This is a genomic window from Burkholderia cepacia ATCC 25416, from assembly GCF_001411495.1.
Lineage (GTDB): Bacteria > Pseudomonadota > Gammaproteobacteria > Burkholderiales > Burkholderiaceae > Burkholderia > Burkholderia cepacia.
On the sequence record NZ_CP012981.1, the window covers coordinates 2155332 to 2176736 of the forward strand.

At 68.4% G+C, this 21405-nt stretch carries 21 protein-coding genes; 10 read left to right on the plus strand and 11 right to left on the minus strand.

Annotated features, from left to right (window positions below):
* Nucleotides 1-40 precede the first annotated feature (40 nt).
* Nucleotides 41-322 (minus strand): helix-turn-helix domain-containing protein, encoded by a 282-nt coding sequence (locus APZ15_RS09830; protein ID WP_021162059.1) that lies wholly within the window; start codon nt 320-322, stop codon nt 41-43.
* The gene (locus APZ15_RS09835) at nt 319-672 is read right to left on the minus strand and encodes a type II toxin-antitoxin system RelE/ParE family toxin (RefSeq protein WP_027787937.1); all 354 of its coding nucleotides are present in this window, start codon (nt 670-672) and stop codon (nt 319-321) included. Before APZ15_RS09835 ends, APZ15_RS09830 begins: the two co-directional genes overlap by 4 nt.
* Nucleotides 673-1177: 505 nt before the next feature.
* Between APZ15_RS09835 and APZ15_RS09840 the strand changes: the two genes are divergently transcribed.
* Nucleotides 1178-2350 carry an EamA family transporter gene (locus APZ15_RS09840; RefSeq protein ID WP_049098321.1) on the plus strand — a complete coding sequence of 391 codons (1173 nt, stop codon included), beginning with the start codon at nt 1178-1180 and terminating at the stop codon, nt 2348-2350.
* A gap of 21 nt (nt 2351-2371) precedes the next feature.
* On the opposite strand, the gene APZ15_RS09845 is transcribed toward APZ15_RS09840, so the two are convergent.
* The 7 genes from APZ15_RS09845 to APZ15_RS09875 form a co-directional block, all read right to left on the minus strand.
* A complete protein-coding gene (locus APZ15_RS09845) occupies nt 2372-3571 on the minus strand; it encodes an MFS transporter (RefSeq protein WP_027787936.1) in 1200 nt (399 codons plus the stop codon).
* A gap of 188 nt (nt 3572-3759) precedes the next feature.
* A complete protein-coding gene (locus APZ15_RS09850; RefSeq protein WP_021159580.1) occupies nt 3760-4584 on the minus strand; it encodes a phosphodiesterase in 825 nt (274 codons plus the stop codon).
* Between the two features lie 87 nt (nt 4585-4671).
* A complete protein-coding gene (locus APZ15_RS09855) occupies nt 4672-5703 on the minus strand; it encodes an ABC transporter ATP-binding protein (protein WP_027787935.1) in 1032 nt (343 codons plus the stop codon).
* Nucleotides 5704-5716: 13 nt separating this feature from the next.
* Nucleotides 5717-6619, minus strand: coding sequence for an ABC transporter permease (locus APZ15_RS09860; RefSeq protein WP_027787934.1), 903 nt, complete (start codon nt 6617-6619; stop codon nt 5717-5719).
* Nucleotides 6620-6629: 10 nt separating this feature from the next.
* Nucleotides 6630-7454 carry an ABC transporter permease gene (locus APZ15_RS09865; RefSeq protein WP_027787933.1) on the minus strand — a complete coding sequence of 275 codons (825 nt, stop codon included), beginning with the start codon at nt 7452-7454 and terminating at the stop codon, nt 6630-6632.
* Between the two features lie 17 nt (nt 7455-7471).
* Nucleotides 7472-8500, minus strand: a complete 1029-nt coding sequence (locus tag APZ15_RS09870) for an ABC transporter substrate-binding protein (RefSeq protein ID WP_021159576.1) — start codon at nt 8498-8500, stop codon at nt 7472-7474.
* A 73-nt stretch (nt 8501-8573) separates the two neighbouring features.
* On the minus strand, nt 8574-9599 hold the full coding sequence (locus APZ15_RS09875; protein ID WP_027787932.1) for a LacI family DNA-binding transcriptional regulator: 1026 nt from the start codon (nt 9597-9599) through the stop codon (nt 8574-8576).
* A 954-nt stretch (nt 9600-10553) separates the two neighbouring features.
* On the opposite strand from APZ15_RS09875, the gene APZ15_RS09880 reads away from it, so the two are divergent.
* From APZ15_RS09880 to lpdA, 5 genes are all read left to right on the plus strand, one after another.
* Nucleotides 10554-11180: a flavin reductase family protein gene (locus APZ15_RS09880; protein ID WP_027787931.1), complete on the plus strand. Its 627-nt coding sequence runs from the start codon at nt 10554-10556 to the stop codon at nt 11178-11180.
* Between the two features lie 405 nt (nt 11181-11585).
* Entirely contained in the window at nt 11586-12818 is a 1233-nt protein-coding gene (locus APZ15_RS09885) for a 3-methyl-2-oxobutanoate dehydrogenase (2-methylpropanoyl-transferring) subunit alpha (RefSeq protein ID WP_027787930.1), read from the plus strand.
* Between the two features lie 2 nt (nt 12819-12820).
* Nucleotides 12821-13861, plus strand: coding sequence for an alpha-ketoacid dehydrogenase subunit beta (locus APZ15_RS09890; RefSeq protein WP_034195800.1), 1041 nt, complete (start codon nt 12821-12823; stop codon nt 13859-13861).
* A gap of 1 nt (nt 13862) precedes the next feature.
* Nucleotides 13863-15200, plus strand: coding sequence for a dihydrolipoamide acetyltransferase family protein (locus APZ15_RS09895; RefSeq protein WP_027787928.1), 1338 nt, complete (start codon nt 13863-13865; stop codon nt 15198-15200).
* Between the two features lie 5 nt (nt 15201-15205).
* Complete coding sequence (gene lpdA / locus APZ15_RS09900) at nt 15206-16597, plus strand: dihydrolipoyl dehydrogenase (protein ID WP_027787927.1); 1392 nt, start codon at nt 15206-15208, stop codon at nt 16595-16597.
* Between the two features lie 95 nt (nt 16598-16692).
* Here lpdA and APZ15_RS42515 read toward each other — a convergent pair whose 3' ends face one another.
* On the minus strand, nt 16693-16821 hold the full coding sequence (locus APZ15_RS42515; protein ID WP_255221835.1) for a hypothetical protein: 129 nt from the start codon (nt 16819-16821) through the stop codon (nt 16693-16695).
* A gap of 443 nt (nt 16822-17264) precedes the next feature.
* On the opposite strand from APZ15_RS42515, the gene APZ15_RS09905 reads away from it, so the two are divergent.
* A complete protein-coding gene (locus tag APZ15_RS09905; protein WP_027787926.1) occupies nt 17265-17894 on the plus strand; it encodes an NAD(P)H-binding protein in 630 nt (209 codons plus the stop codon).
* 24 nt (nt 17895-17918) lie between these two features.
* On the opposite strand, the gene APZ15_RS09910 is transcribed toward APZ15_RS09905, so the two are convergent.
* Nucleotides 17919-18836, minus strand: coding sequence for a LysR family transcriptional regulator (locus APZ15_RS09910; protein WP_027787925.1), 918 nt, complete (start codon nt 18834-18836; stop codon nt 17919-17921).
* Between the two features lie 127 nt (nt 18837-18963).
* On the opposite strand from APZ15_RS09910, the gene speB reads away from it, so the two are divergent.
* From speB to APZ15_RS09925, 3 genes are all read left to right on the plus strand, one after another.
* The gene (gene speB, locus APZ15_RS09915) at nt 18964-19929 is read left to right on the plus strand and encodes an agmatinase (protein WP_027787924.1); all 966 of its coding nucleotides are present in this window, start codon (nt 18964-18966) and stop codon (nt 19927-19929) included.
* The gene (locus APZ15_RS09920) at nt 19922-20386 is read left to right on the plus strand and encodes a GNAT family N-acetyltransferase (RefSeq protein WP_027787923.1); all 465 of its coding nucleotides are present in this window, start codon (nt 19922-19924) and stop codon (nt 20384-20386) included. Before speB ends, APZ15_RS09920 begins: the two co-directional genes overlap by 8 nt.
* A 144-nt stretch (nt 20387-20530) precedes the next feature.
* Nucleotides 20531-21208: an SOS response-associated peptidase family protein gene (locus APZ15_RS09925; RefSeq protein WP_027787922.1), complete on the plus strand. Its 678-nt coding sequence runs from the start codon at nt 20531-20533 to the stop codon at nt 21206-21208.
* Nucleotides 21209-21405: the final 197 nt, after the last annotated feature.

Consider the following 21405-nt stretch of genomic DNA (forward strand, 5'->3'; position numbering starts at 1 on the left):
GCGGTGCGTGGCATGCGGTGGCGGCGCGTGCCGCGATGCATCACGCGGATTCACGCACCTGGAGGTCGACGCGCAGGCCGACAGCCGCCGCCATGTTGACGAGCGCGTCGAGCCCGAACAGGTTGATCTTGCCGCGCAGCAGGTCGGAGACGCGCGGCTGCGTGACACCCAGCTGTTTCGCGGCCTGGGCCTGGCTGAGTTCGAGTTGCGCGATGCGCTGCTTGAGCGCGATCATCAGTTCGGAGCGCAGCTTCATGTTCTCGGCTTCGGCCGGCTGGCCTTCGATCGCGTCCCAGACGCTCTCGTAACGTTCGTTGGTCATCGTTTCCTCTCCATCATCAGCGCGCAATAGCGCCGGGCGGCCAGTTCGATATCGGCCCTGGTCGTACGCGCCGATTGCTTCCGGAAGCAGTGAAGCACGTAGACGGCGTCGGCGAAGGTCGCGACGTAAATGATCCGGAATGCACCGCTCGCATCGCGCAGGCGAATTTCCCGCACGCCGACGCCGACGGTGCGCATCGGCTTCCAGTCGTCCGGCGCCAGGCCGCGTTGCACCTGGTCGATCTGGTGGCCGGCTTCGCGTCGCGCGGGCAGCGGAAAGCCGCGAAGATCGGCGAGGGCGCTGCCGACGAAAACAACCGGCTTCGGCGGAAGAATGGTCGAATTATACAAAATTTTGTATGGGTGGTGCGGGTTTTGAAGGAAGGTCGCGCAGGGCGCGCGGCGCGTGAGTCGACCGTCACGATAAGGGGGAAGCAGTGGCTGGCGTGCAGGACTGGCCGTTCGGCCGATGTCTGGTTCGGGCGCGCTGGATCGCCGTTGGCGGTGGAGGCGAGCCGGCACCGGCAGCGCAAGCGCGCGGTGTATCCGGCCCCCGATTTCGCCCGTCCGCCGGCCGTAAAATGTCGCGCGGAAACATCATTCGCGATCCTTTCAGACAGGTCCGATGATGCTTTCGAATCCTTGATGCCATAATGCCGAGCGTGCGCAGCCGAAACGGTTGCGCGCATTTTTTTTGTCCCTCTGCCGCCGCCTGCCGGTTCTCTTTCGTCGCCGTTCGCACTGCCATGTCGTTCCGCACGTTCGCTCTGCCTTCCCGGTCCCGCCAGGGCCGTTTGCCGGCATCGCCGGCGTCTTTCAGCGGAGCACGCGGCGCGACGTGCGGGCAGGCTGCGCGATGACGCCGCTCGACCGTCTCCTCGATTTCCTCGCCCGCTTCTCGTTCCGGATCCGCCTGCCGCAAAGCCGCGGCGGCCGCGTCGCGCTGGCGCTCGTGTTCATCTATTTCGTCTGGGGTTCGACCTACAGCGGCCTGCATTTCGCGCTGCAGTCGTTCCCGCCGTTGCTGCTGTCGGGGCTGCGCAACCTGCTCGGCGGGATCGGCCTGTTCATCTTCGCGCTGCGGCGCAAGCCCGAATGGCCGACGCCGCTCGAAATCCGCAATGCGGGGATCGTCGGCACGATGCTCGTCGCGCTGTCGTCCGGCACGATCGCGCTCGGGATCAGTTCGGTCAGCAGCGGCTCGGCCGCGGTGATGGTGGCCACGGTGCCGCTGTTCGCGACCGTGATCGCGGCGGTCGCCGGGCGGCCGGTCACCAAAGGCGAGTGGGCGGCCGTCGCGCTCGGGATGGTCGGCATCGTCGTGCTGAATTCTGGCGGCGCGGCCGCGCAGAATTCGGCGCTCGGCACGATCTGCGTGCTGGCCGGCGCACTGTTCTGGGCCGGCGGCGCGCATCTCGCGACGCGGCTCAAGCTTCCGTCCGACCTGTTCCTGTCCACGTCGTTGCAGATCGGCCTGGGCGGCATGATCTCGACGCTCGTTGCCTGGCTGATCGGCGAGCGCATCGAGCACGTGATGGTGGGGCCGGTGTTCGCGTTCCTGTACCTGATGGTGTTCTGCACGATGGCCGCGTACGTTGCGTACGGCTACCTGATCCGCCACACGAGCCCGATCATCGCGAGCAGCTGCATGTACGTGAACCCGATCGTCGCGGTCGCGCTCGGTGCGCTGCTGCTGGGCGAGCCGGTGACGATGGCGACCGTGGTCGCGACCGTCGCGATCCTCGGCAGCGTCGGGTTGTCGTTCGTGTTCGATCCGGCGCGCCGGCCCGCGGCGCGCGCGGCAGCCGCCGGTTCGGCGGCCGCGGCGGCCACGCCGGTGGCGGAGGCTGCGTCCGCACCCGAGCAGATCGCGGTGCCGGATGCGGCGCCGATCCTGGCGCCTTCCGCCGTTCCGCTGGCCGTGCCGACCCCGGCTGCCGTGATGGACCCCGCCGGGGTCGTGGATCCGGCGCCGGCGTTCGCGCCGCCACCCGCCGCCGAACCGGCAGCGCCCCGCACCGACGCGTGACGCTGCCGTGGCCGGTCGCGTTCAGCCGCGCCGGCCGCCGCGATGGTGGAACCAGCCCGCCAGCGCGGTGAACGCCAGCCCGGTCGCGCACAAGCCGATCCAGCCGAACGCGTGCCATGCGGCCACACCGGCCGACGAGCCGAGCGCGCCGCCGATGAAATAGCACACCATGTACACCGTGTTCACGCGGCTGCGCGCCTCGGGCTTCAGCGCATAGATGCGCGACTGGTTCGAGATCTGCGCGGCCTGTACGCCGACGTCCAGCACGATCACGCCGATCACGAGCCCGACGAGGCTCGAGCCCGACAGCGCGAAGATCACGAACGACAGCGCGAGCAGCGCGATCGCGAGCGAGATGATCGCGCGCGGGCCGCGCTTGTCCGCGAAGCGGCCCGCGTAGGGCGCCGCGAGGGCGCCGGCCGCCCCGACGATCCCGAACAGGCCGGCTGCCTGCGGGCCGAGATGGAACGGCGCGCCGGCGAGCAGCAGCGTGAGCACGGGCCAGAACGCGCTGAATGCCGCGAACAGCGCGGCGCCCGTCAAAGACGCCTCGCGCAGCCCGCGCAGTTCGACCGCCAGATGCCACATCGAGCCGAGCAGCTTGCCGTACGACAGCGTCGACGTCGGCGAGCTGCGCGGCAGCCGCAGCACGATCACGGCGGCGAGCGCGACGAGCGCCGCGACCGACGCGGCGAACACCGCGCGCCAGCCGAAATATTCGGCGACGAAGCCGGCGGCGGTGCGCGCGAGCAGGATGCCGAGCAGCAGGCCGCTCATCACGGTGCCGACCGCGTGCCCGCGTTCGGCCGGCGGCGCGATCTCGGCGGCGAACGGCACGGCCTGCTGCGCGATCGTCGCGAGTACGCCGATCGCGAGGCTCGCGACGGCGAGCACGGCCAGCGACGGCGCGGCGGCCGCGACGATCAGCGCGACCGACAGGCCGGCGATCTGCATCAGGATCAGCCGGCGGCGGTCGAAGCGGTCGCCGAGCGGCGCGAGCAGGAACATGCCGGCCGCATAGCCGAGCTGCGTCGCGGTCGGCACCGCGCCGATCCACGAAGCGCCGTCGGGAAACGCGGAGCGGAAGCTGTCGAGCAGCGGCTGGTTGTAGTAGATGTTCGCGACGGATACGCCCGCGATCGTCGCGAGCAGCAACAGCAGGCTGCGCGAATAGTGGGGCGAGGCGGCGTCGGTCGGATGGTCGGTGGGGGCGGTGGACATGGCTGCGCGGACGGAGTGGGGCGGCGCGGCGCGCGGCGCACGCATCGGGTGCGCAGGCGCGCGGGGCGCCGGTCAAGGCTGCCGATCATACCGGAGCGGCGTGAATCCTGCCGGGCGCGCGGCGGACCGGTAAAGCCGGCAAACCGGCAAACCGGCAAACCGCCCGTCATCGCGCGCGCTTCACCCCGTCAATCGACCAGCTCGCCCGTCGGCTCGTAGAACGGATAAGGCCCGGCGCCTTCATCGACATACACGTGATGCGACGTCATCCCCGTATCGGGCGCATGGCGGTGGACCGCGAACGCCGGCGGCTCGAGCCGGAATGCGGACGGCGCGTCGGTTCGCAGGTCGAAGGCGACCTGATGCGCGGGCGACGGCACCGCGGACGCGAGCGTGCCGCCGAAGCGCGTGAACATCGTGCGATGCACGTGGCCGCACAGCACGCGCTCGACGTTCGGATGAGCGCGCAGCAACGCGTCGAGTTTCGCGGCGGCGGCGGGCGCGAGGCGCAGCTTGTCCATGTGGCCGATTCCCGCCGCGAACGGCGGGTGATGCAGCGCGACAATCACGGGCCGGTCGCGCGCGGCGTCGAGCTGCGCGGCGAGCCACGCGAGCCGTGCGTCGCACAGGTCGCCGTGGCTTGCGCCTGGCACCTGCGAATCGAGCGCGAGCACGCGCACCGCGCCGACGTCGAGCGCGTACTGCACGAATTCGCCATCCTGCAGCTCGGCGCGATCGGCAAACGCGCGGCGCAGCCCGGCGCGGTCGTCGTGATTGCCGATCATCAGGTAGTACGGAATCTCGAGCGCCGCGAGCAGCCCGCGCAGGTTGCCGTACTCTTCATCGTGGCCGAAGTCGGTGAGGTCGCCGGTGACGAGCACGGCGTCGGGGCGCGGCACGAGCGCGTTCAGTCTGTCGATGCAGCGCGCGAGCGCGGCCGCCGTGTCGACGCGCCGGTACGCGAGCTGGCCCGGACGCTTGATGTGGAGATCGCTGATTTGAGCAAGCAGCATCGTCGTTCCTCGGAATCGTCTGGTTGTTGTCGCGGCGGCGTCGCGCGTCGCGGTGGGGGGCTGCATGAATGATGCCCGAACGATGGATTACGCACCGAGCGCGATCAGGCCTTCCGGTGCGATCGCGAGGCCGACCGCCGTACCGCGTGCGAGCGCGATGCGGCCCGGCACGTCGATCACGAGCGCATCGGGGGCCGCGTGCTCGATCGTGAGCCGCGTGCGTTCGCCGAGGAACGCGCACGCGCCGACCGCGCCGCGCAGCGGCGCATGCGCGGGATCGGCGAGTTGCGCATCCTCGGGGCGGAAGAACCATTCGTCGGCCGCGTGCGGCGTGGCGACCGCGCCGCCCGTGGTCACCAGCGTGCCGTCGCGCCACTGCCCGGCGAGCCGGTTCAGCGTGCCGATGAACTGCGCGACCGTGCGGTTCGCCGGGTGGTAGTAGATGTCGCGCGGCGTGCCGATCTGCTCGATGCGGCCCGCGCCCATCACGACGATCCGGTCGCCGAGCTCCATCGCTTCGGCCTGGTCGTGCGTCACGTAGACCGTCGTCACGCCGAGCTCGCGCAGCAGCGCATTCATCTCGCGACGCAGCACGTCGCGCAGCTTCGCGTCGAGCGCGGTCAGCGGCTCGTCGAGCAGCAGCACGCGCGGCCGCACCGCCAGCGCGCGGGCCAGCGCGACGCGCTGGCGCTGGCCGCCCGACAGCTGGTCGACCGGCTTGTCCGCATGCGCGTCGAGCCGCATCATCGCGAGCAGCTCGTCGACGCGCGCGCGCAGCGCGCGCGGCTCGGTCTTGCGGATCTTCAGCCCGTAGCCGACGTTGCCGCGCACCGTCAGGTTCGGAAACAGCGCGTAGTTCTGGAACACCATGCCGACCTGCCGGCGCTCGATCGGCAACGCGGTGACGTCGTCATGGCCGAAGGCGATCGTGCCGCCGGCATCCGGCGTGTCGAGGCCCGCGATCAGGCGCAGCGTCGTCGTCTTGCCGCAGCCCGACGGCCCGAGCAGCACGAGCGTTTCGCCCGCGCCGATCGACAGGTCGAGCGGTTCGAGCACGCGCGTGCCGCGGAAGGTCTTCGCGCAGCGGGTCAGGGTGATGGGAGTGGAATCGAGTTTCATGTCTGCGAGAAATTCAGCGCGGGCGCTTCTTGAGCGCACGCGTGCCGGATGGATCGACGCCGAGCCACTGCATCGCGACGAGCAGCGGCAGCGTCATCAGCAGGAACAGGATCGTGTACGCGCTGCCGACTTCGAGGCGCAGCGACGCATAGGTATCGGCGAGGCCGACCGGCAGCGTCTTGGTGTCGGGCGTGTGCAGCATCCACGTGAGGTTGAATTCGCCGATCGACAGCGTGAGCACCGCGAGCGCGCCCGCGACGATGCCGGGGCGCAGGTTCGGCAGCACGATCGTGACGAAGCGCGTGACGAACGATGCGCCGAGGCTGGCCGCACCTTCCTCGAGTGTGCGCAGGTCGGCACCGGCCGCGACGGCTGCCACCGCTCGCACCATGAACGGCAGCGTGAACACGACGTGGCCGGCGACGATGAACCACAGGCTCATCCGGAACGCGGTGAAGCCGCCGTAGACGACCAGCAGCGCGAGCGCCGACGCGAGGCCGGGCAGCGCGACGGGCAGCACCAGCGCCTCCTCGATCGCGCGTGCGACGCGGTGCTTGCTGCGCGCGAGCGCATAGCCGGCCGGCACGCCGACGACGAGCACGATCGCGAGCGTCGCGAACGCGACGTAGAGCGACAGCGCGACCGAGCCGTGATACTGCTGCCACACTTGTTCCAGCCAGCGCAGCGTGAGGCCGCTCGACAGGCCGCGAAAGTAGTTGACGGTGAGGCCCGCGAGCACCGACATCACGACGGGCACGATCAGGAACGCGCACAGCAGCAGCGTGACGCCCCATTGCAGCGCGGCGATCATGCGCGCGCCGGTGACGCGCGGTGCGCGGCGGGCGATGCCGTTCGCCTGCGCGGGAGCCGGTGCCGGTGAAGGCGACGGTGCGGAAGAGCCGGAAAGCGATTGCATGCGGGAATCCTCAGGCCGCGGCGGCGGCGGTGTGGCCGGTGAAGCGGCGCGCGAGCGCGAGCACGGCCCAGGTGACGATGCCGAGCACGATCGACAGGCCGGCCGCCGTCGCGATGTTCGCGTTCAGCGTGAACTCGGTGTAGATCGTCATCGGCAGCACGTTCAGGTCGGTGGCGAGCGTGAATGCGGTACCGAACGCGCCCATCGCGGTCGCGAAGCAGATCGCGCCCGCGGCGATCAGCCCCGGCGCGAGCGCCGGCAGCACGATGTCGACGAAGATGCGCCACGGCGACGCGCCGAGCGAACGCGCGGCTTCCTCGAGCGACGCGTCGAGCTTCGACGCGGCCGCGATCACGGTGACGATCACGCGTGGAATCGAGAAATACAGGTAGCCGACGAACAGGCCCGCGACCGAGTACGCGAACACCCACTTGTCGCCCGTGAGCTTCGCGGACAGCATGCCGATCAGCCCCTGCCTGCCGGCGAGCATGATCACCATGAAGCCGACCACGACGCCCGGGAACGCGAGCGGGAACGTGAGCAGCGCGAGCAGCACGCGCTTGCCCGCGAATTCGCGGCGCGCGAGCAGGAGGCCCGAGACGGTCGACAGCGCGAGCGTCGCGAGCGTGACACCCGCGGAGAGCGCGACGGTCTCGCCGAGGCTTTTCATGTAGCGTGCATTGCCGAGCAGGGCCGCGTAGTGCGGGAAGAATGCGCCGTCGGCGGACACCCGGACGAGCGCCGCCATCGGCAGCAGCCAGAACGCGGTGAACACCGCGAGCGCCGGCGCGACGAGCGCGACGCGCCAGCGCAGCGGGAAAGTCAGGTCGAGCATCGGTTGCGTCCTGGCGCTTACTGCATCACTTGCAGGTACTGCTGGCCGAATGCCTGCTGGCCGGCCGCCATCTTGCCGAAGTCGACCGATTTCGCGCGGGCGTATTCGCTCGCCGGCAGGAACTTCGACGCGACGTCGGCGCCGAGCGCCTGTGCGCGCACCGGGCGCAGGTACGCGTTGGCCCACAGCTTCTGGCCTTCGTCGGACAGCACGAAGTCGAGCACCTTCCTGCCGTTCGCGTCGTGCGGTGCGCCCTTCACGAGACTCATCACGTACGGCACCGCGATCGTGCCTTCCTTCGGAATCACGAACTCGACGTTCGCGCTGTCCTTGTACTTCGCGCGATACGCATCGAAGTCGTAGTCGAGCAGGATCGGGATCTCGCCCGACAGCACGCGCGCATACGCGGTCTGCTTCGGCACGATCGGCGCGTTCGCCTTCAGCTTGCGGAACCAGTCGAGCGCCGGCTTGAAGTTGTCGAGGCTGCCGCCGAGCGCCTGGTTCACGGCGACCGCGCCCGCATAACCGACGAACGCGCTCGACGGGTCGAGGTAGCCGACCATGCCCTTGTATTCCGGCTTCAGCAGGTCGGCCCACGAGCGCGGCACCGGCTTGCCGTCGAGCGCGTCCTTGTTCACGAAGAAGCCGAGCGTGCCCGAGTGGATCGCGAACCAGTAGCCTTGCGGGTCCTTCAGGTTCGCGGGGATGTCGTTCCAGTGCGCGGGCTTGTACGGCGCGATCACGCCCTTGTCCTTCGCCTGGAACGCCGACGACACGCCGAGGTAGACGACGTCGGCCACCGGGCTCTTCTGCTCGGCGATCAGCTGCGCGATCGACTGGCCCGAGTTCTTGTTGTCGAACGGCACGCGGATGCCGGTCTTCTGCTTGATCGCGGCGATCTGTGCAGCCCAGTCGGCCCATTCGGGCGGGCAGTTGTAGCAGATCGCCGTTTCGTCGGCGTGGGCGGCGGGCGCGCCGGCGATGAGCGCGGCGCAGGCGACGGGAGCTGCGAGCGCGCGCAGCAGCGAGGTCAGGCGAAAGGACACGGTAGGTCTCCGGGCGAATGTGAGGCGCTGGGGTGAGGCGCTGGGGTGAGGCGGTCAGGGGCGGTGCGCGCGTTCAGGCCTTGCGCAGTTGCAGGTCGGTGGCCGGCGGGGCGACGGTTGCGCCGTCGCGCACCACGTGCGGCAGGATCAGCGACGACCGTTCGATCGCCGCGCCGCCGATGCATTCGACGAGGCGTTGCCACGCGTGGCGGCCGATGTCGCGGTTCGGCGTCGCGATGCTCGCGAGCGGCGGCGCGAGCAATTCGCCGATCGCGATCCCGTCGAAGCCGAGCACCGACAGGTCGTCCGGGATCGAGAAACCCGCGCGGCGCAGGCCGCGCATCACGACCATCGCGAGCAGGTCGTTGCTGCAGAAGAGGGCGGTCGGGCGCGTCGCGTGTGCGGTGAGATGCGCGAGCACCGCATCGGGCAGCTCGGGCGCGTTGAAGTCGACTTCGACCGGCGGCAGCGTGGCGACGCCGCTTTCCTCGAGTGCCTGCGCATAACCGAGATGGCGCTGGCGTGCGCGATCCGACGCGGCGAGCGAGCCGGCCAGCATCAGCACGCGGCGGTGACCGCGCGCGGTCAGCAGCCGCACGCCGTCATAGGCGGCGCTGCGGTTGTCGACCGATACCGACGGGCGGCGCTGCGTGTCGTTGTGCATCAGCACGTAATGCGGGCCTTCGTGGTCGAGCATGTCGAGCAGCGGGTGCGTGTCCGCGTCGGCGACGGTGAGGATCAGCCCTTCGACGCGCTGCTCGCGCAGCGTCTCGATCGCGTGACGCTCGCGCGCCGCGTCGTATTCGGTCGTCATCAGGATCAGCTTGAAGCCGGCCGCGGTCGCGAGTTCGTCGATGCCTTGCAGGCAGTCGGCGAACACGGGGTTCGACAGCGTCGGCACGACGACACCGACGAGCCGCGTGCGCTCGCCGCGCAGTTGCCGGCCGAGCGGGCTCGGGCGGAATTGCAGCGTGTCGATCGCGGTGCGAATTGTCTGCAGCGTGGCGGGGCTGACGGTATGCGGTGCGTTGATCGCGCGCGAGACGGTGGCGATCGAGAAGCCCGCGAGGGCAGCGACGTCCTTGATGGTCGAGGTCATTAACTAGCGCGATGTAAACGTTTTCGGCAGGGAAATTATCGAAAACGTTTGTGACTTCGCGATGACGCAAGCGATGCCTGTTTCGCAAAAAAGCACGACACAAACATCGGACGGATGGGGGCCGCCGGACGACGCGGGTTCGATTGTATCGGGGATGTTGCGGCGCGGGAGAAAATCGCGGGCGGCGCCGTTACGGCGTCGATTGCACGGGATGAATCCGGGCGGCGCCGGGAGATGTCGCCATGCGGCGGCGCAGAATAAGGGAACGCATGCGCAAGCAATGGTAGAATCGCGTCCGCCCTCTTGCCGGGGTGATGAAATTGGTAAACATAGCGGACTTAAAAGATTGAGTGCCCGGCCGGAAACGGTCGGTGCAGAACCCTTCAAATTCGGCGAAACCCCTGATGCGCGCATCGAGGCAACGCCGAGCCAAGCCTCGCGGCATCCGCGAGGAAGGTGTAGAGACTAGACGGGGGGCGCCTAAGGCGCATGGGCAGCAGGCACGCCCGCGCGCGACGGTGAAGGCATAGTCCAGCGCACGAACGGCATCGCATCCGCGACGCCGGCTTTGAAAGAAGCAGTGTGACGAAAATCCGCCGCCTTAACTGGCTTGCCGGTTCGAGTCCGGTCCCCGGCACCACGATCGCTTTCAGCGCGATTCGATGACGGTACGAAAGCCCGCGAGAAGCCATGCGCTCGCGGGTTTTTTGTTTTTGGTGCGTCCGGACGCGCGTGAGCGTGGAACGTTGCCGTTGTCGCGCTGCCTTTGTCCGGTCGTTCGACCCGCGCGACTTCGCCTTGCGGTTCGTCCGCGTCCAGTGGCCCTTCGAGGCAGCGAATGCGACGCCATGTGATACTGGCCGCGCACGTCGTACTGAACGCCGTTACCGTCATCGGCACGTGTGATGCGCCGATGGAATCCAACGCAGTTTGCATCCCGCAAGACCGCCCGTCATGACCGATTCGACCCACCACTATTACGAACCGTCGCAAGGCCACGGCCTTGCACATGATCCCTTGAACGCGATCGTGGGCCCGCGCCCGATCGGCTGGATCTCGTCGCGCGGCAGCGACGGTACGGTCAACCTCGCGCCCTACAGCTTCTTCAACGCATTCAACTACCGTCCGCCGATCATCGGTTTTTCGAGCGTCGCCGCGAAGGACAGCCTGCGCAACGTGCAGGAGACTGGCGAGTTCGTATGGAACCTCGCGACGCGCGAGCTCGCCGAGCGGATGAATCAGACGTGTGCCGCGGTGCCGTACGACGTGAACGAGTTCGAGCTGGGCGGCCTGACCGCGGTGCCGTCGCGTCTGGTCGACGTGCCGCGCGTGGCGGAAAGCGGCGTCAACTTCGAATGCAAGGTGACCGACGTGGTTCGCCTGCGCGATCACCAGGGCGTGGAAACACCGGCGTCGCTGGTGCTCGGCGAGGTCATCGCCGTTCATATCCGGCAGGATCTGCTGAAGGACGGCCTCTTCGACACGTTCGGCGCCGGCATCATTCTGCGCGCGGGCGGCCCGTCGGCCTACGTGCACGTCAAGCCCGACAGCCGGTTCGACCTGTTTCGCCCCGACGCATGATCCGTCGCACGCTGCAACGATCGTCAAGGGCGCGCTGACGCGCCCGAACAGACGACAAAAGACCCCGCGGATCTCCGGATTTCGCGGGGTCTTTTGCTTCGTGTCGTCATGCAGCCCGGGTGTGCCGATCCGTCCGGCGCCGATGCCCCGGCGCTGCGCGCCGGGTACCGCAGCGCCGCAAACGCATCATGGGTTTACCCCGCCTGCCGCGCCGATGGCCCGCCGACGCCCGTCATGGCAAATCTGCTCACCGCGATCGAGCGGCTTGGGCATCGACGTCCGTCGCCGCAGGGCATAAATTTTGAAGGTTGACGTGCTTATCCGCCCGTCAGCCCACGCGCAGGCCGGCAACCGGTCGCGCGTTCCCAAACAGCGTGAGACACAATCGAGCGTGGAGACGACACGATGAGCCTGTCAGAGCCATTGCGTCTGCATGTGCCGGAGCCCACCGGGCGCCCGGGCTGCAAGACGGACTTTTCCTATCTGCATCTATCGCCGGCCGGTGCGGTTCGCCGCCCGCCGATCGACGTTGCCGCGGCGGACACCGCCGATCTCGCCCGCAGCCTCGTGCGCGTGCTCGACGACAGCGGCAAGGCGGTCGGCCCGTGGGCACCGGATCTCGACGATGCGCGGCTGATCGCCGGCCTGCGCGCGATGCTCAAGACCCGCATTTTCGACGCGCGCATGATGATCGCGCAGCGCCAGAAGAAGATCTCCTTCTACATGCTGAGCCTCGGCGAAGAGGCGATCGGCACCGCGCATGCGATGGCGCTGCGCGACGGCGACATGTGCTTCCCGACCTACCGCCAGCAGAGCATCCTGATCGCGCGCGACGTGCCGCTCGAGCGCATGATCTGCCAGCTGATGTCGAACGAAGGCGACCCGCTCAAGGGCCGCCAGCTCCCGGTGATGTACTCGGACCGCGACGCGGGCTTCTTCTCCATTTCCGGCAACCTCGCGACGCAGTTCATCCAGGCGGTCGGCTGGGCGATGGCGTCGGCGATCAAGGGCGACACGAAGATCGCGTCCGCGTGGATCGGCGACGGCGCGACGGCCGAATCCGACTTCCACACCGCGCTCACGTTCGCGCACGTGTACCGCGCGCCGGTCGTGCTGAACGTCGTCAACAACCAGTGGGCGATCTCGACGTTCCAGGCGATCGCGGGCGGCGAGGGCACGACGTTCGCGGGGCGCGGCGTCGGCTGCGGGATCGCGTCGCTGCGCGTCGACGGCAACGACTTCCTCGCGATCTACGCGGCGTCGAGCTGGGCGGCCGAACGTGCGCGCCGCAATCTCGGCCCGACGCTGATCGAGTGGGTGACCTACCGTGCGGGCGCGCATTCGACGTCGGACGATCCGACCAAGTACCGGCCGAGCGACGACTGGTCCCATTTCCCGCTCGGCGATCCTGTCGAACGCTTCAAGCGCCACCTGATCGTCAAGGGCATCTGGTCGGACAGCGCGCACGAGGCGTTGACGGCCGAGCTCGAGGCCGAGGTGATCGCCGCGCAGAAGGAAGCGGAGAAATTCGGCACGCTGGCCGACGACCGGATTCCGTCGCCGGCCTCGATGTTCGACGACGTCTACAAGGAGCTGCCCGCGCACCTGCGCCGTCAGCGCCAGGAACTGGGAGCATGATCATGGCGCAACACGAGACAGGCACAGCAACGCAGCCGATGACGATGATCCAGGCGCTGCGCTCGGCGATGGACGTGATGCTCGGGCGCGACAGCGACGTGGTCGTGTTCGGGCAGGACGTGGGCTATTTCGGCGGCGTGTTCCGCTGTACCGAAGGATTGCAGAACAAATACGGGAAGTCGCGCGTGTTCGATGCGCCGATCTCCGAAAGCGGGATCGTCGGCGCGGCGGTGGGGATGGGCGCATACGGGCTGCGCCCGGTGTGCGAGATCCAGTTTGCCGATTATTTCTACCCGGCCTCCGACCAGATCGTGTCGGAAGGCGCGCGGCTGCGCTATCGCTCCGCCGGCCAGTTCACCGCACCGATGACGATCCGCATGCCCTGCGGCGGCGGCATCTACGGCGGCCAGACGCACAGCCAGAGCCCGGAGGCGATGTTCACGCAGGTGTGCGGGCTGCGCACGGTGATGCCGTCGAATCCGTACGACGCGAAAGGGCTGCTGATCGCGTCGATCGAGAACGATGATCCGGTGATCTTCCTCGAGCCGAAGCGGCTGTACAACGGGCCGTTCGACGGCCATCACGACCGGCCCGTCACGTCGTGGCTCAAGCATCCGTCGAGCGCGGTGCCCGAGGGCTACTACACGGTGCCGCTCGATACGGCCGCCGTGGTGCGTCCCGGCAACGACGTGACGGTGCTGACCTACGGCACGACGGTGCACGTGTCGCTCGCCGCGGCCGAGGAGACGGGCATCGATGCGGAGGTGATCGACCTGCGCACGCTGTGGCCGCTTGACCTCGACACGGTCGTCGCGTCGGTGCGCAAGACCGGGCGCTGTGTCGTGGTGCACGAGGCGACGCGCACCTGCGGTTACGGGGCGGAACTGGTGTCGCTGGTCCAGGAACATTGCTTCTACCACCTCGAGGCGCCGGTCGAGCGCACGACGGGCTGGGACACGCCGTATCCGCATGCGCAGGAGTGGGCGTACTTTCCGGGCCCGGCCCGGGTCGGTGAAGCGTTGCGACGCGTGATGGAGGCGTGAGATGGGGATTCATGTCATCAAGATGCCGGATATCGGCGAAGGGATTGCCGAGGTCGAACTGGTGGCCTGGCACGTGGAAGTCGGGCAGACGATCAAGGAAGATCAGCCGCTCGCCGATGTGATGACCGACAAGGCGGCGGTCGAGATTCCGTCGCCGGTGACGGGCAAGGTGATCGAGCTCGGCGGCCGGATCGGCGAGATGATGGCGGTCGGCAGCGAGCTGATCCGCCTCGAGGTCGAAGGTGCCGGCAACCTGAAGGCCGGCGCACCGGTGCGGGAATCAAAGGTAGAAACCGCACCGGCCGCGGCCGTGCCGTCGACGGCGGTGGCCGACGCGCCGGCAGAGTCGCCCGCCAGGCCGGCGACGAAGCACGCGCCTGCGGAGCCGCGTCACGCGAAGCAGGCCGAACGCAAGGAGCACGTGGAGCCGCCGCGCGCGGCACTCGCGCCGGGTGAACGGCCGCTCGCGTCGCCGGCCGTGCGCCAGCGCGCATGGGACATGGGCATCGAGCTGCGTTATGTGCGCGGCACGGGGGAAGCCGGACGGATCCTGCACGCGGATCTCGATGCGTATGCGGGCAGCGGCGGCGGTGCGGCGCGCGGCGCCCGCGGATCGCGGGCGCACGGCTACGACGAACGCAACGATGAAACCGAGGTGCCGGTCATCGGCTTGCGGCGTGCGATCGCGCGCAAGATGCAGGAAGCGAAGCGCCGCATTCCGCACTTCAGCTACGTCGAGGAGATCGACGTCACCGAGCTCGAATCGTTGCGTACGGATTTGAACCGCCGCTACGGCGACACGCGCGGCAAGCTCACGCCGCTGCCGCTGCTGATCCGCGCGATGGTGATCGCGTTGCGCGACTTTCCGCAGATCAACGCGCGTTTCGACGACGAAGCGGGGGTCGTCACGCGCTATGGCGCGGTGCACATGGGCGTCGCGACGCAGACGGACAGCGGCCTCACGGTGCCGGTGCTGCGTCACGCGGAAGCGAAGGACGTGTGGTCGATTTCCGCCGAGATCGCGCGGCTCGCCGACGCGGTGCGCACGAACCGCGCGCAGCGCGACGAACTGAGCGGCTCGACGATCACGATTTCGAGCCTCGGCGCGCTCGGCGGCATCGTGTCGACGCCGGTCATCAATCATCCCGAGGTCGGCATCGTCGGCGTGAACCGGATCGTCGAGCGGCCGATGATCCGCGACGGCGCGGTCGTCGCACGCAAGATGATGAACCTGTCGTCGTCGTTCGACCATCGTGTCGTCGACGGCGCGGACGCGGCCGAATTCATTCAGGCGGTGCGCGCGGTGCTCGAACGCCCGGCACTGCTATTCGTGGAGTGAGCGCAATGAAGAACGAACACACCACGCTACTGGTGATCGGCGGTGGCCCGGGTGGCTACGTCGCTGCGATTCGCGCCGGCCAGCTCGGCATCCCGACCGTGCTCGTCGAGCGCGACCGCCTCGGCGGCACGTGCCTGAACATCGGCTGCATTCCGTCGAAGGCGCTGATCCACGTGGCCGACGCATTCGAACAGGCGCGCGGCCATGCAGGCGAGGGCGCGCTCGGGATTCGCGTGCGCACGCCCGAGATCGACATCGCGAAAAGTGTCGCATGGAAGGACGGTATCGTCGACCGGCTGACGCGCGGCGTCGGCGCGCTGCTCAAGAAGAACGGCGTGCGCGTGTTGCACGGAGACGCACAGGTGGTCGACGGCAAGACCGTCGACGTCGTCGCCGGCGGCCACACGACGCGAATCAGCTGCGAGCACCTGCTGCTCGCGACCGGTTCCGAACCGGTCGCGCTGCCGTCGATGCCGTTCGGCGGGCATGTCGTGTCGTCCACCGAGGCACTGTCGCCCACGACCCTGCCGAAGCGGCTGGTCGTCGTCGGGGCCGGGTACATCGGGCTCGAACTCGGGATCGTCTATCGCAAGCTCGGCGTCGACGTGAGTGTCGTCGAAGCGGCGGAGCGCGTGTTGCCCGCGTACGATGCCGAACTCGCGCGGCCGGTTGCCGATTCGCTCGCGCGGCTCGGCGTGCGGCTGCTGCTCGGCCACAAGGTGCTCGGCCTCGCCGAGCACGGCGCGGTGCGCGTGCAGGCCGCCGACGGCGCGGAGCAGACGCTGCCGGCCGATCGCGTGCTGGTTGCGGTTGGCCGCCGGCCGCGCGTCGACGGCTTCGGGCTCGAGTCGTTGCCGCTCGATCGCAACGGCCGCGCGCTCTGGATCGACGACGAATGCCGGACGTCGATGCGCAACGTCTGGGCGATCGGCGACGTGGCCGGCGAGCCGATGCTCGCGCATCGCGCGATGGCGCAGGGCGAGATGGTGGCCGAGCTGATCGCCGGGAAGCGCCGCAAGTTCATGCCCGCATCGATCCCGGCCGTGTGCTTCACCGATCCGGAGATCGTCACGGCCGGCTGGTCGCCGGACGACGCGCGGGCGGCCGGTGTCGATTGCGTGAGCGCGTCGTTCCCGTTCGCGGCGAACGGGCGCGCGATGACGCTGCAGGCAACCGACGGCTTCGTGCGCGTGGTCGCGCGGCGCGACAACCACCTGATCGTCGGCTGGCAAGCGGTCGGGCGCGGCGTGTCGGAGCTGGCGGCGGCGTTCTCGCAGTCGCTGGAGATGGGCGCGCGGCTGGAGGACATCGGCGGCACGATCCATGCGCATCCGACGCTGGGTGAAGCACTGCAGGAGGCCGCGCTGCGTGCGCTCGGGCATGCGTTGCATGTCTGAGGGGCGGGTGTGACAGGGGGCCGCCGGTGCGCAGCGTGCGCACCGGCGGCTTTTCGTTTGAGGCGCCGGCTTCCGCGCTAGCGCTTGCGCCTTCGTCATGACGGCGCGCGCAGGTCGACGTGAGGCGCCGTCACGTCGCGACATAACGCATCGATCGCATCGACCATCTGCGACAGCCAGGGCTGTTCGAGTGGATAGCGGCCCGCGTTCTCCAGCTTCGTCACCTGGGCGGCTGTCGATCAAGGAAATCACGCAGGAACCGGGATTCGGCGACATGTCGTCGTTCTCGCAGGCATACGAGCGCTGGAGCGTGTCGCGACACGAGACGGCCGGGTCGTAGCGCACGCCCGCATCATGTTCGAAAGACAGCGAAAAATGAACGTTCTCTTTTTCATTGGCCGCGTCATTTGTCGTATCAATGTCGAATAAATATCAATATCGAGCGCTTTGATGCGATAAAAATCTCGAATGTGCGCGGAACCGAAGCGTCGACGAAGCCTAGCGGGAGTCGTGCCGCGTCAAGTCAGAGACAGGAAATGAGCACGGCCTGTAACTTTTCGAGATGTTGGGCGCTTGTCGGTGCCGAGTTGGCCGACGATCATGTGGGAAGCCGGAAACCGGGGCGTTCCCGCTCCGCCAACGCAGGCTCCACACGGAAGAACCGGACATGAAATTGCTGCTCGTCGGCGCGACCGGACTCGTCGGGCGTCACGTCCTCGAAGTCGCGCTCGCCGATGCGCGGGTCGATCAGGTGATCGTCCTCGCGCGCCGCCCGTTGTCGCCGCACCCGAAGATGCGCGCGCTCGAGGTCGATTTCGATCATCTGCCCGACGCGGCCGATTGGTGGCATGCCGATGCCGTGATCTGCACGCTCGGCACCACGATGCGGGCCGCCGGCTCGAAGGCGGCGTTCCGGCGCGTCGACCACGACTATCCGCTCGCGGTCGCGCGGCTCGCGCACCGCCACGGCACCCCGGCCTACGTCCTGAATTCCGCACTCGGTGCGGACCCGGCATCGAGCATCTTCTACAACCGCGTGAAGGGCGAGGTCGAGCAGGCGCTCGCCGGCGTCGGGTTCGCGTCGCTCACGTATGTGCGGCCCGGGCTGATCGGCGGCAGCCGCGACGAATTCAGGCTCGGCGAGCGGCTGCTGGTGTTCGCGTTGAACGCGGCCCGCCCCGTGTTGCCGGCGAAGTGGCGCGTGAATCCCGCGTCGCGGATTGCCCGCGCGCTGCTCGACGCGGCGATCGACGCGCGGCCGGGCGTGCAGGTCATCGCGTCCGACCGGCTCGCCTGACGCGCAACGGGCGGCGCGCGCCGGTCACGGGCCCGCGAAGCCGTCGAGCTCGCCGAACTGTTCGGCGAGCGCCGCCGTGAACGCTTCCAGCGCTTCGCTGCCGTCGCAGTTGCGCGGCGTCGCGAGCTGGAATTCGACCGTATGGCTCAGCTTGCTCGCGAGCAGCCGGCGCATCTTCCCGGCGGCGACCCACGGTGCTGCGACATGGTCGGGCAGGAAGCCGACGTGCGCGCCGGACAGGATGAAGATCACGTCCGCGTCGACGTTTTCGGAGAACGCGGTCGGCTGCGCGTTGCGCAGCGCCGCACCCGACGTGTTCGTCTTGTAGAGCCGCGCGACGTTGCTCGCGCCCGCGATGTCGTTGACCGACACGGTCTTTTTCGCAAACAGCGGATGCCGGGCGCCGCAGTGCAGCGACTGGTGTTCGACGAACAGCGGCGTGTAGTGCAGGCCGGCCTGGTGGCCGGAAAAATAGCCGATCGCGAGCTGCAGTTCGCTTTTCAGCAGCCGGCGTTCCAGCTCGTCGGGCGGTACCGCGACCATCTCGATCAGCACGTCCGGCGCCCGTTCGCGAAAGCGGCCGACACCCGCCGCGATCGATTCGACGACGTCCGGCGCCAGTCGCTCGGACAGCCCGATACGCAGCTCGCCAAGCAACGTGCCCGACACGTGCTGCGTATCGCGCGTGAACACGTCCATCGCGTGCAGGAGCCGCCGCGTCGACTGCAGCACGCGTTCGCCCTTCGGCGTCAGCCGGAAGCCGCTCTTGCCGCGATCGCACAGCCGGAACCCGAGACGCGTCTCGAGCTTGGCCATCTGCGTGCTGATGGTCGAGGGCGCCATGCCGAGCGTGCCTTGCGCGGCGCTGAAGCCGCCGCTTTCGACGATCGTCAGAAAGAGCCGCAGCAGCTGCACATCCATGTCTCTCAATCGGGTCAGCATGGCGATACGTCGCGTTTTGTGAAGTCGGCTTATGTTAGTTCATATTTTTCGTCGGATGCCGGGGCGGCAGAATCGGGCACGAGGTCGCCAGCCGCGCGGCCGTCCCCCTTCAGACAGGAAGCCGACGATGAGCCAGAACGATTTCGCATTCACGCGCGACAGCCTCTACGGCACGCAGGCCGAGCCGACCTTCGCGGGCGCGACGAGCTTCATGCGCCGGCGTTTCAGCCGCGAGCTCGACGGCGTCGATCTCGCGATCACGGGCGTGCCGTTCGATTCCGCCGCATCGCACCGGCCCGGCACGCGCTTCGGCCCGCGCGGGTTGCGGATCGCGTCGACGGGCATCGCGTGGGAGCGCCCGTGGCCGTGGTCGTTCGATCCGTTCGACGTGCTGGCCGCGGTCGACTACGGCGATTGCGCGTTCGATCTCGGGCAGCCCGAATCGGTGCCGGGCGCGATCGAGCGGCATGCCGACGGAATCCTCGCGCGCGGCTGCGCGATGCTGACGCTCGGCGGCGATCACTTCATCACGTATCCGCTGCTGAAGGCGCACGCGAAAGTGCACGGGCCGCTGTCGCTCGTGCATTTCGATGCGCACACCGACACGTGGCCCGATCGCGACGTCAAGCGCATCGATCACGGGACGATGTTCTATCACGCGGCGCGGGAAGGATGGGTCGTGCCCGGACGGTCGGCCCAGGTCGGCATCCGGACGACCAACGACGCGCCGATGGGCTTCGACATCCAGGATGCGCGCCACGTGCATGCGTCGACGCCCGCCGCGATCGCCGCGCGCATTCGCGACCGGGTCGGCGATCATCCCGTGTACCTGACGTTCGACATCGACTGCCTCGATCCCGCGTTCGCGCCGGGCACGGGGACGCCGGTTTCGGGCGGGCTGTCGAGCCATCAGGCGTTCGAGATCCTGCGTCACCTGGAGGGCATCAACCTGGTCGGCATGGACGTGGTCGAAGTGTCGCCGCCGTATGATCATGCGGAAATCACGTCGCTGGCCGGGGCGACGATCGCGCTGGAGCTGATCTGCCTGTATGCGTCGCGCCGGCGCACCACGGAAAAATCGAACGATGACTGAACTCACCTGGCGCGAGGCCGTTCCCGACGATGCGGCCGCGTGCATCGAACTGCGCGGCAAGACGCGCGAGAACGCATTCACCGACGCGCAGTTGCGCGACCTCGGCATCACCGTCGAAAGCTGGGGCGACGGCATCCGGGACGGCCTGGTCTCGGGCCGGGTCTGCTGCGCGAACGGGCGCATGGTCGGCTACTGCTTCGGCGACACCGGATCGGGCGAGATCGTCGTGCTCGCGATCCTGCCCGAATACGAGGGGGCGGGGATCGGCAAGCGGCTGCTGCTGCAGGTGATCGACACGTTCGCCGCGAACGGTTTCACGTCGCTGTTTCTCGGGTGCTCGACCGATCCGACGTCGCGCTCGTACGGCTTCTACCGGCATCTGGGCTGGACGCCGACGGGCACGCTCGACGCCGCCGGCGACGAAATCCTGACGCTGCGGATCGCGCGGCACGCATGACGGCAAGCGGCGGAGGCGCCAGGCGCTTTGTCGATTCGTCGATCCGTCGCTTCGTAAAACTGTTTCGTCATACCAAGCGATCGCGTGACCGCGGCGCCTGCGCTGACCTACGATGGAGACATCGCTTCCACCGTCCACCGAGCCGTGTGCACCCACTACCGCGCTCCCGATGAAGACCCGGGCATCAGCGAACTGAAGATCGGGTTCGGCGACCTGTTCCGCCGCGACCCCTGGGCACCCGACGTGTATCCCGACTACGCGGCGCCGGTCGCGCGCGCCGACGGCGACGGCCTCGAGGTCGTCGCGGCCGTGTTCGGTTTCTGGCCGAAATTCATGCAGCCCGAGCGGGTCGACGAGAACGGTCGAAAAAGAAAGAAACTCGATACGGTGAACGCGCGGGCGGAAACGGTCGGCTCGTCGCGGCTCTACGGCACTGCGTGGCGCAACGGCCAGCGCTGCCTGATCCCGGTGCGCTGGATCGTCGAGCCCTGTTACGAAACCGGTCGCAACGTGTGGCACCGGATCGGCGTCGCCGGCTGGCAACCGTGCTGCGTCGCCGGCATCTGGCGGCGCTACGAAGGCGCCGACGGCCGCGAACGCGTGGGCATGGCGATGCTCACGGTCAACGCCGACGCGCACCCGCTGTTCGCACGGATGCATCGGCCCGGCGAAGAGAAGCGGGGCGTCGTGATCCTGCGCCGCGACGATTACGACGAGTGGCTGCACGTGCGCGACATCGAGGCAGCCCGGCGCATGCTGACCGTGCTCCCGGCCGCCGACATGACGGCCGAACCCGATCAGGCATCGCCCGCGCGCATCTGAGCTTTCATTATTCCGACGTCTTGCTTTCGACAAAATCGTCCGAACGTGGGCCGATTGTTCGGACGATTTCGAAAATCGGCCGATACCGGGTAATCACCGATATCTCGCAAGTTGTATATACAAGATCATCCGCTGGCAATGTCGGCACACGTCGTGCCGCTTGCGCGCCAGCGCGCAAACCGTGCGTGCGTGGCGCA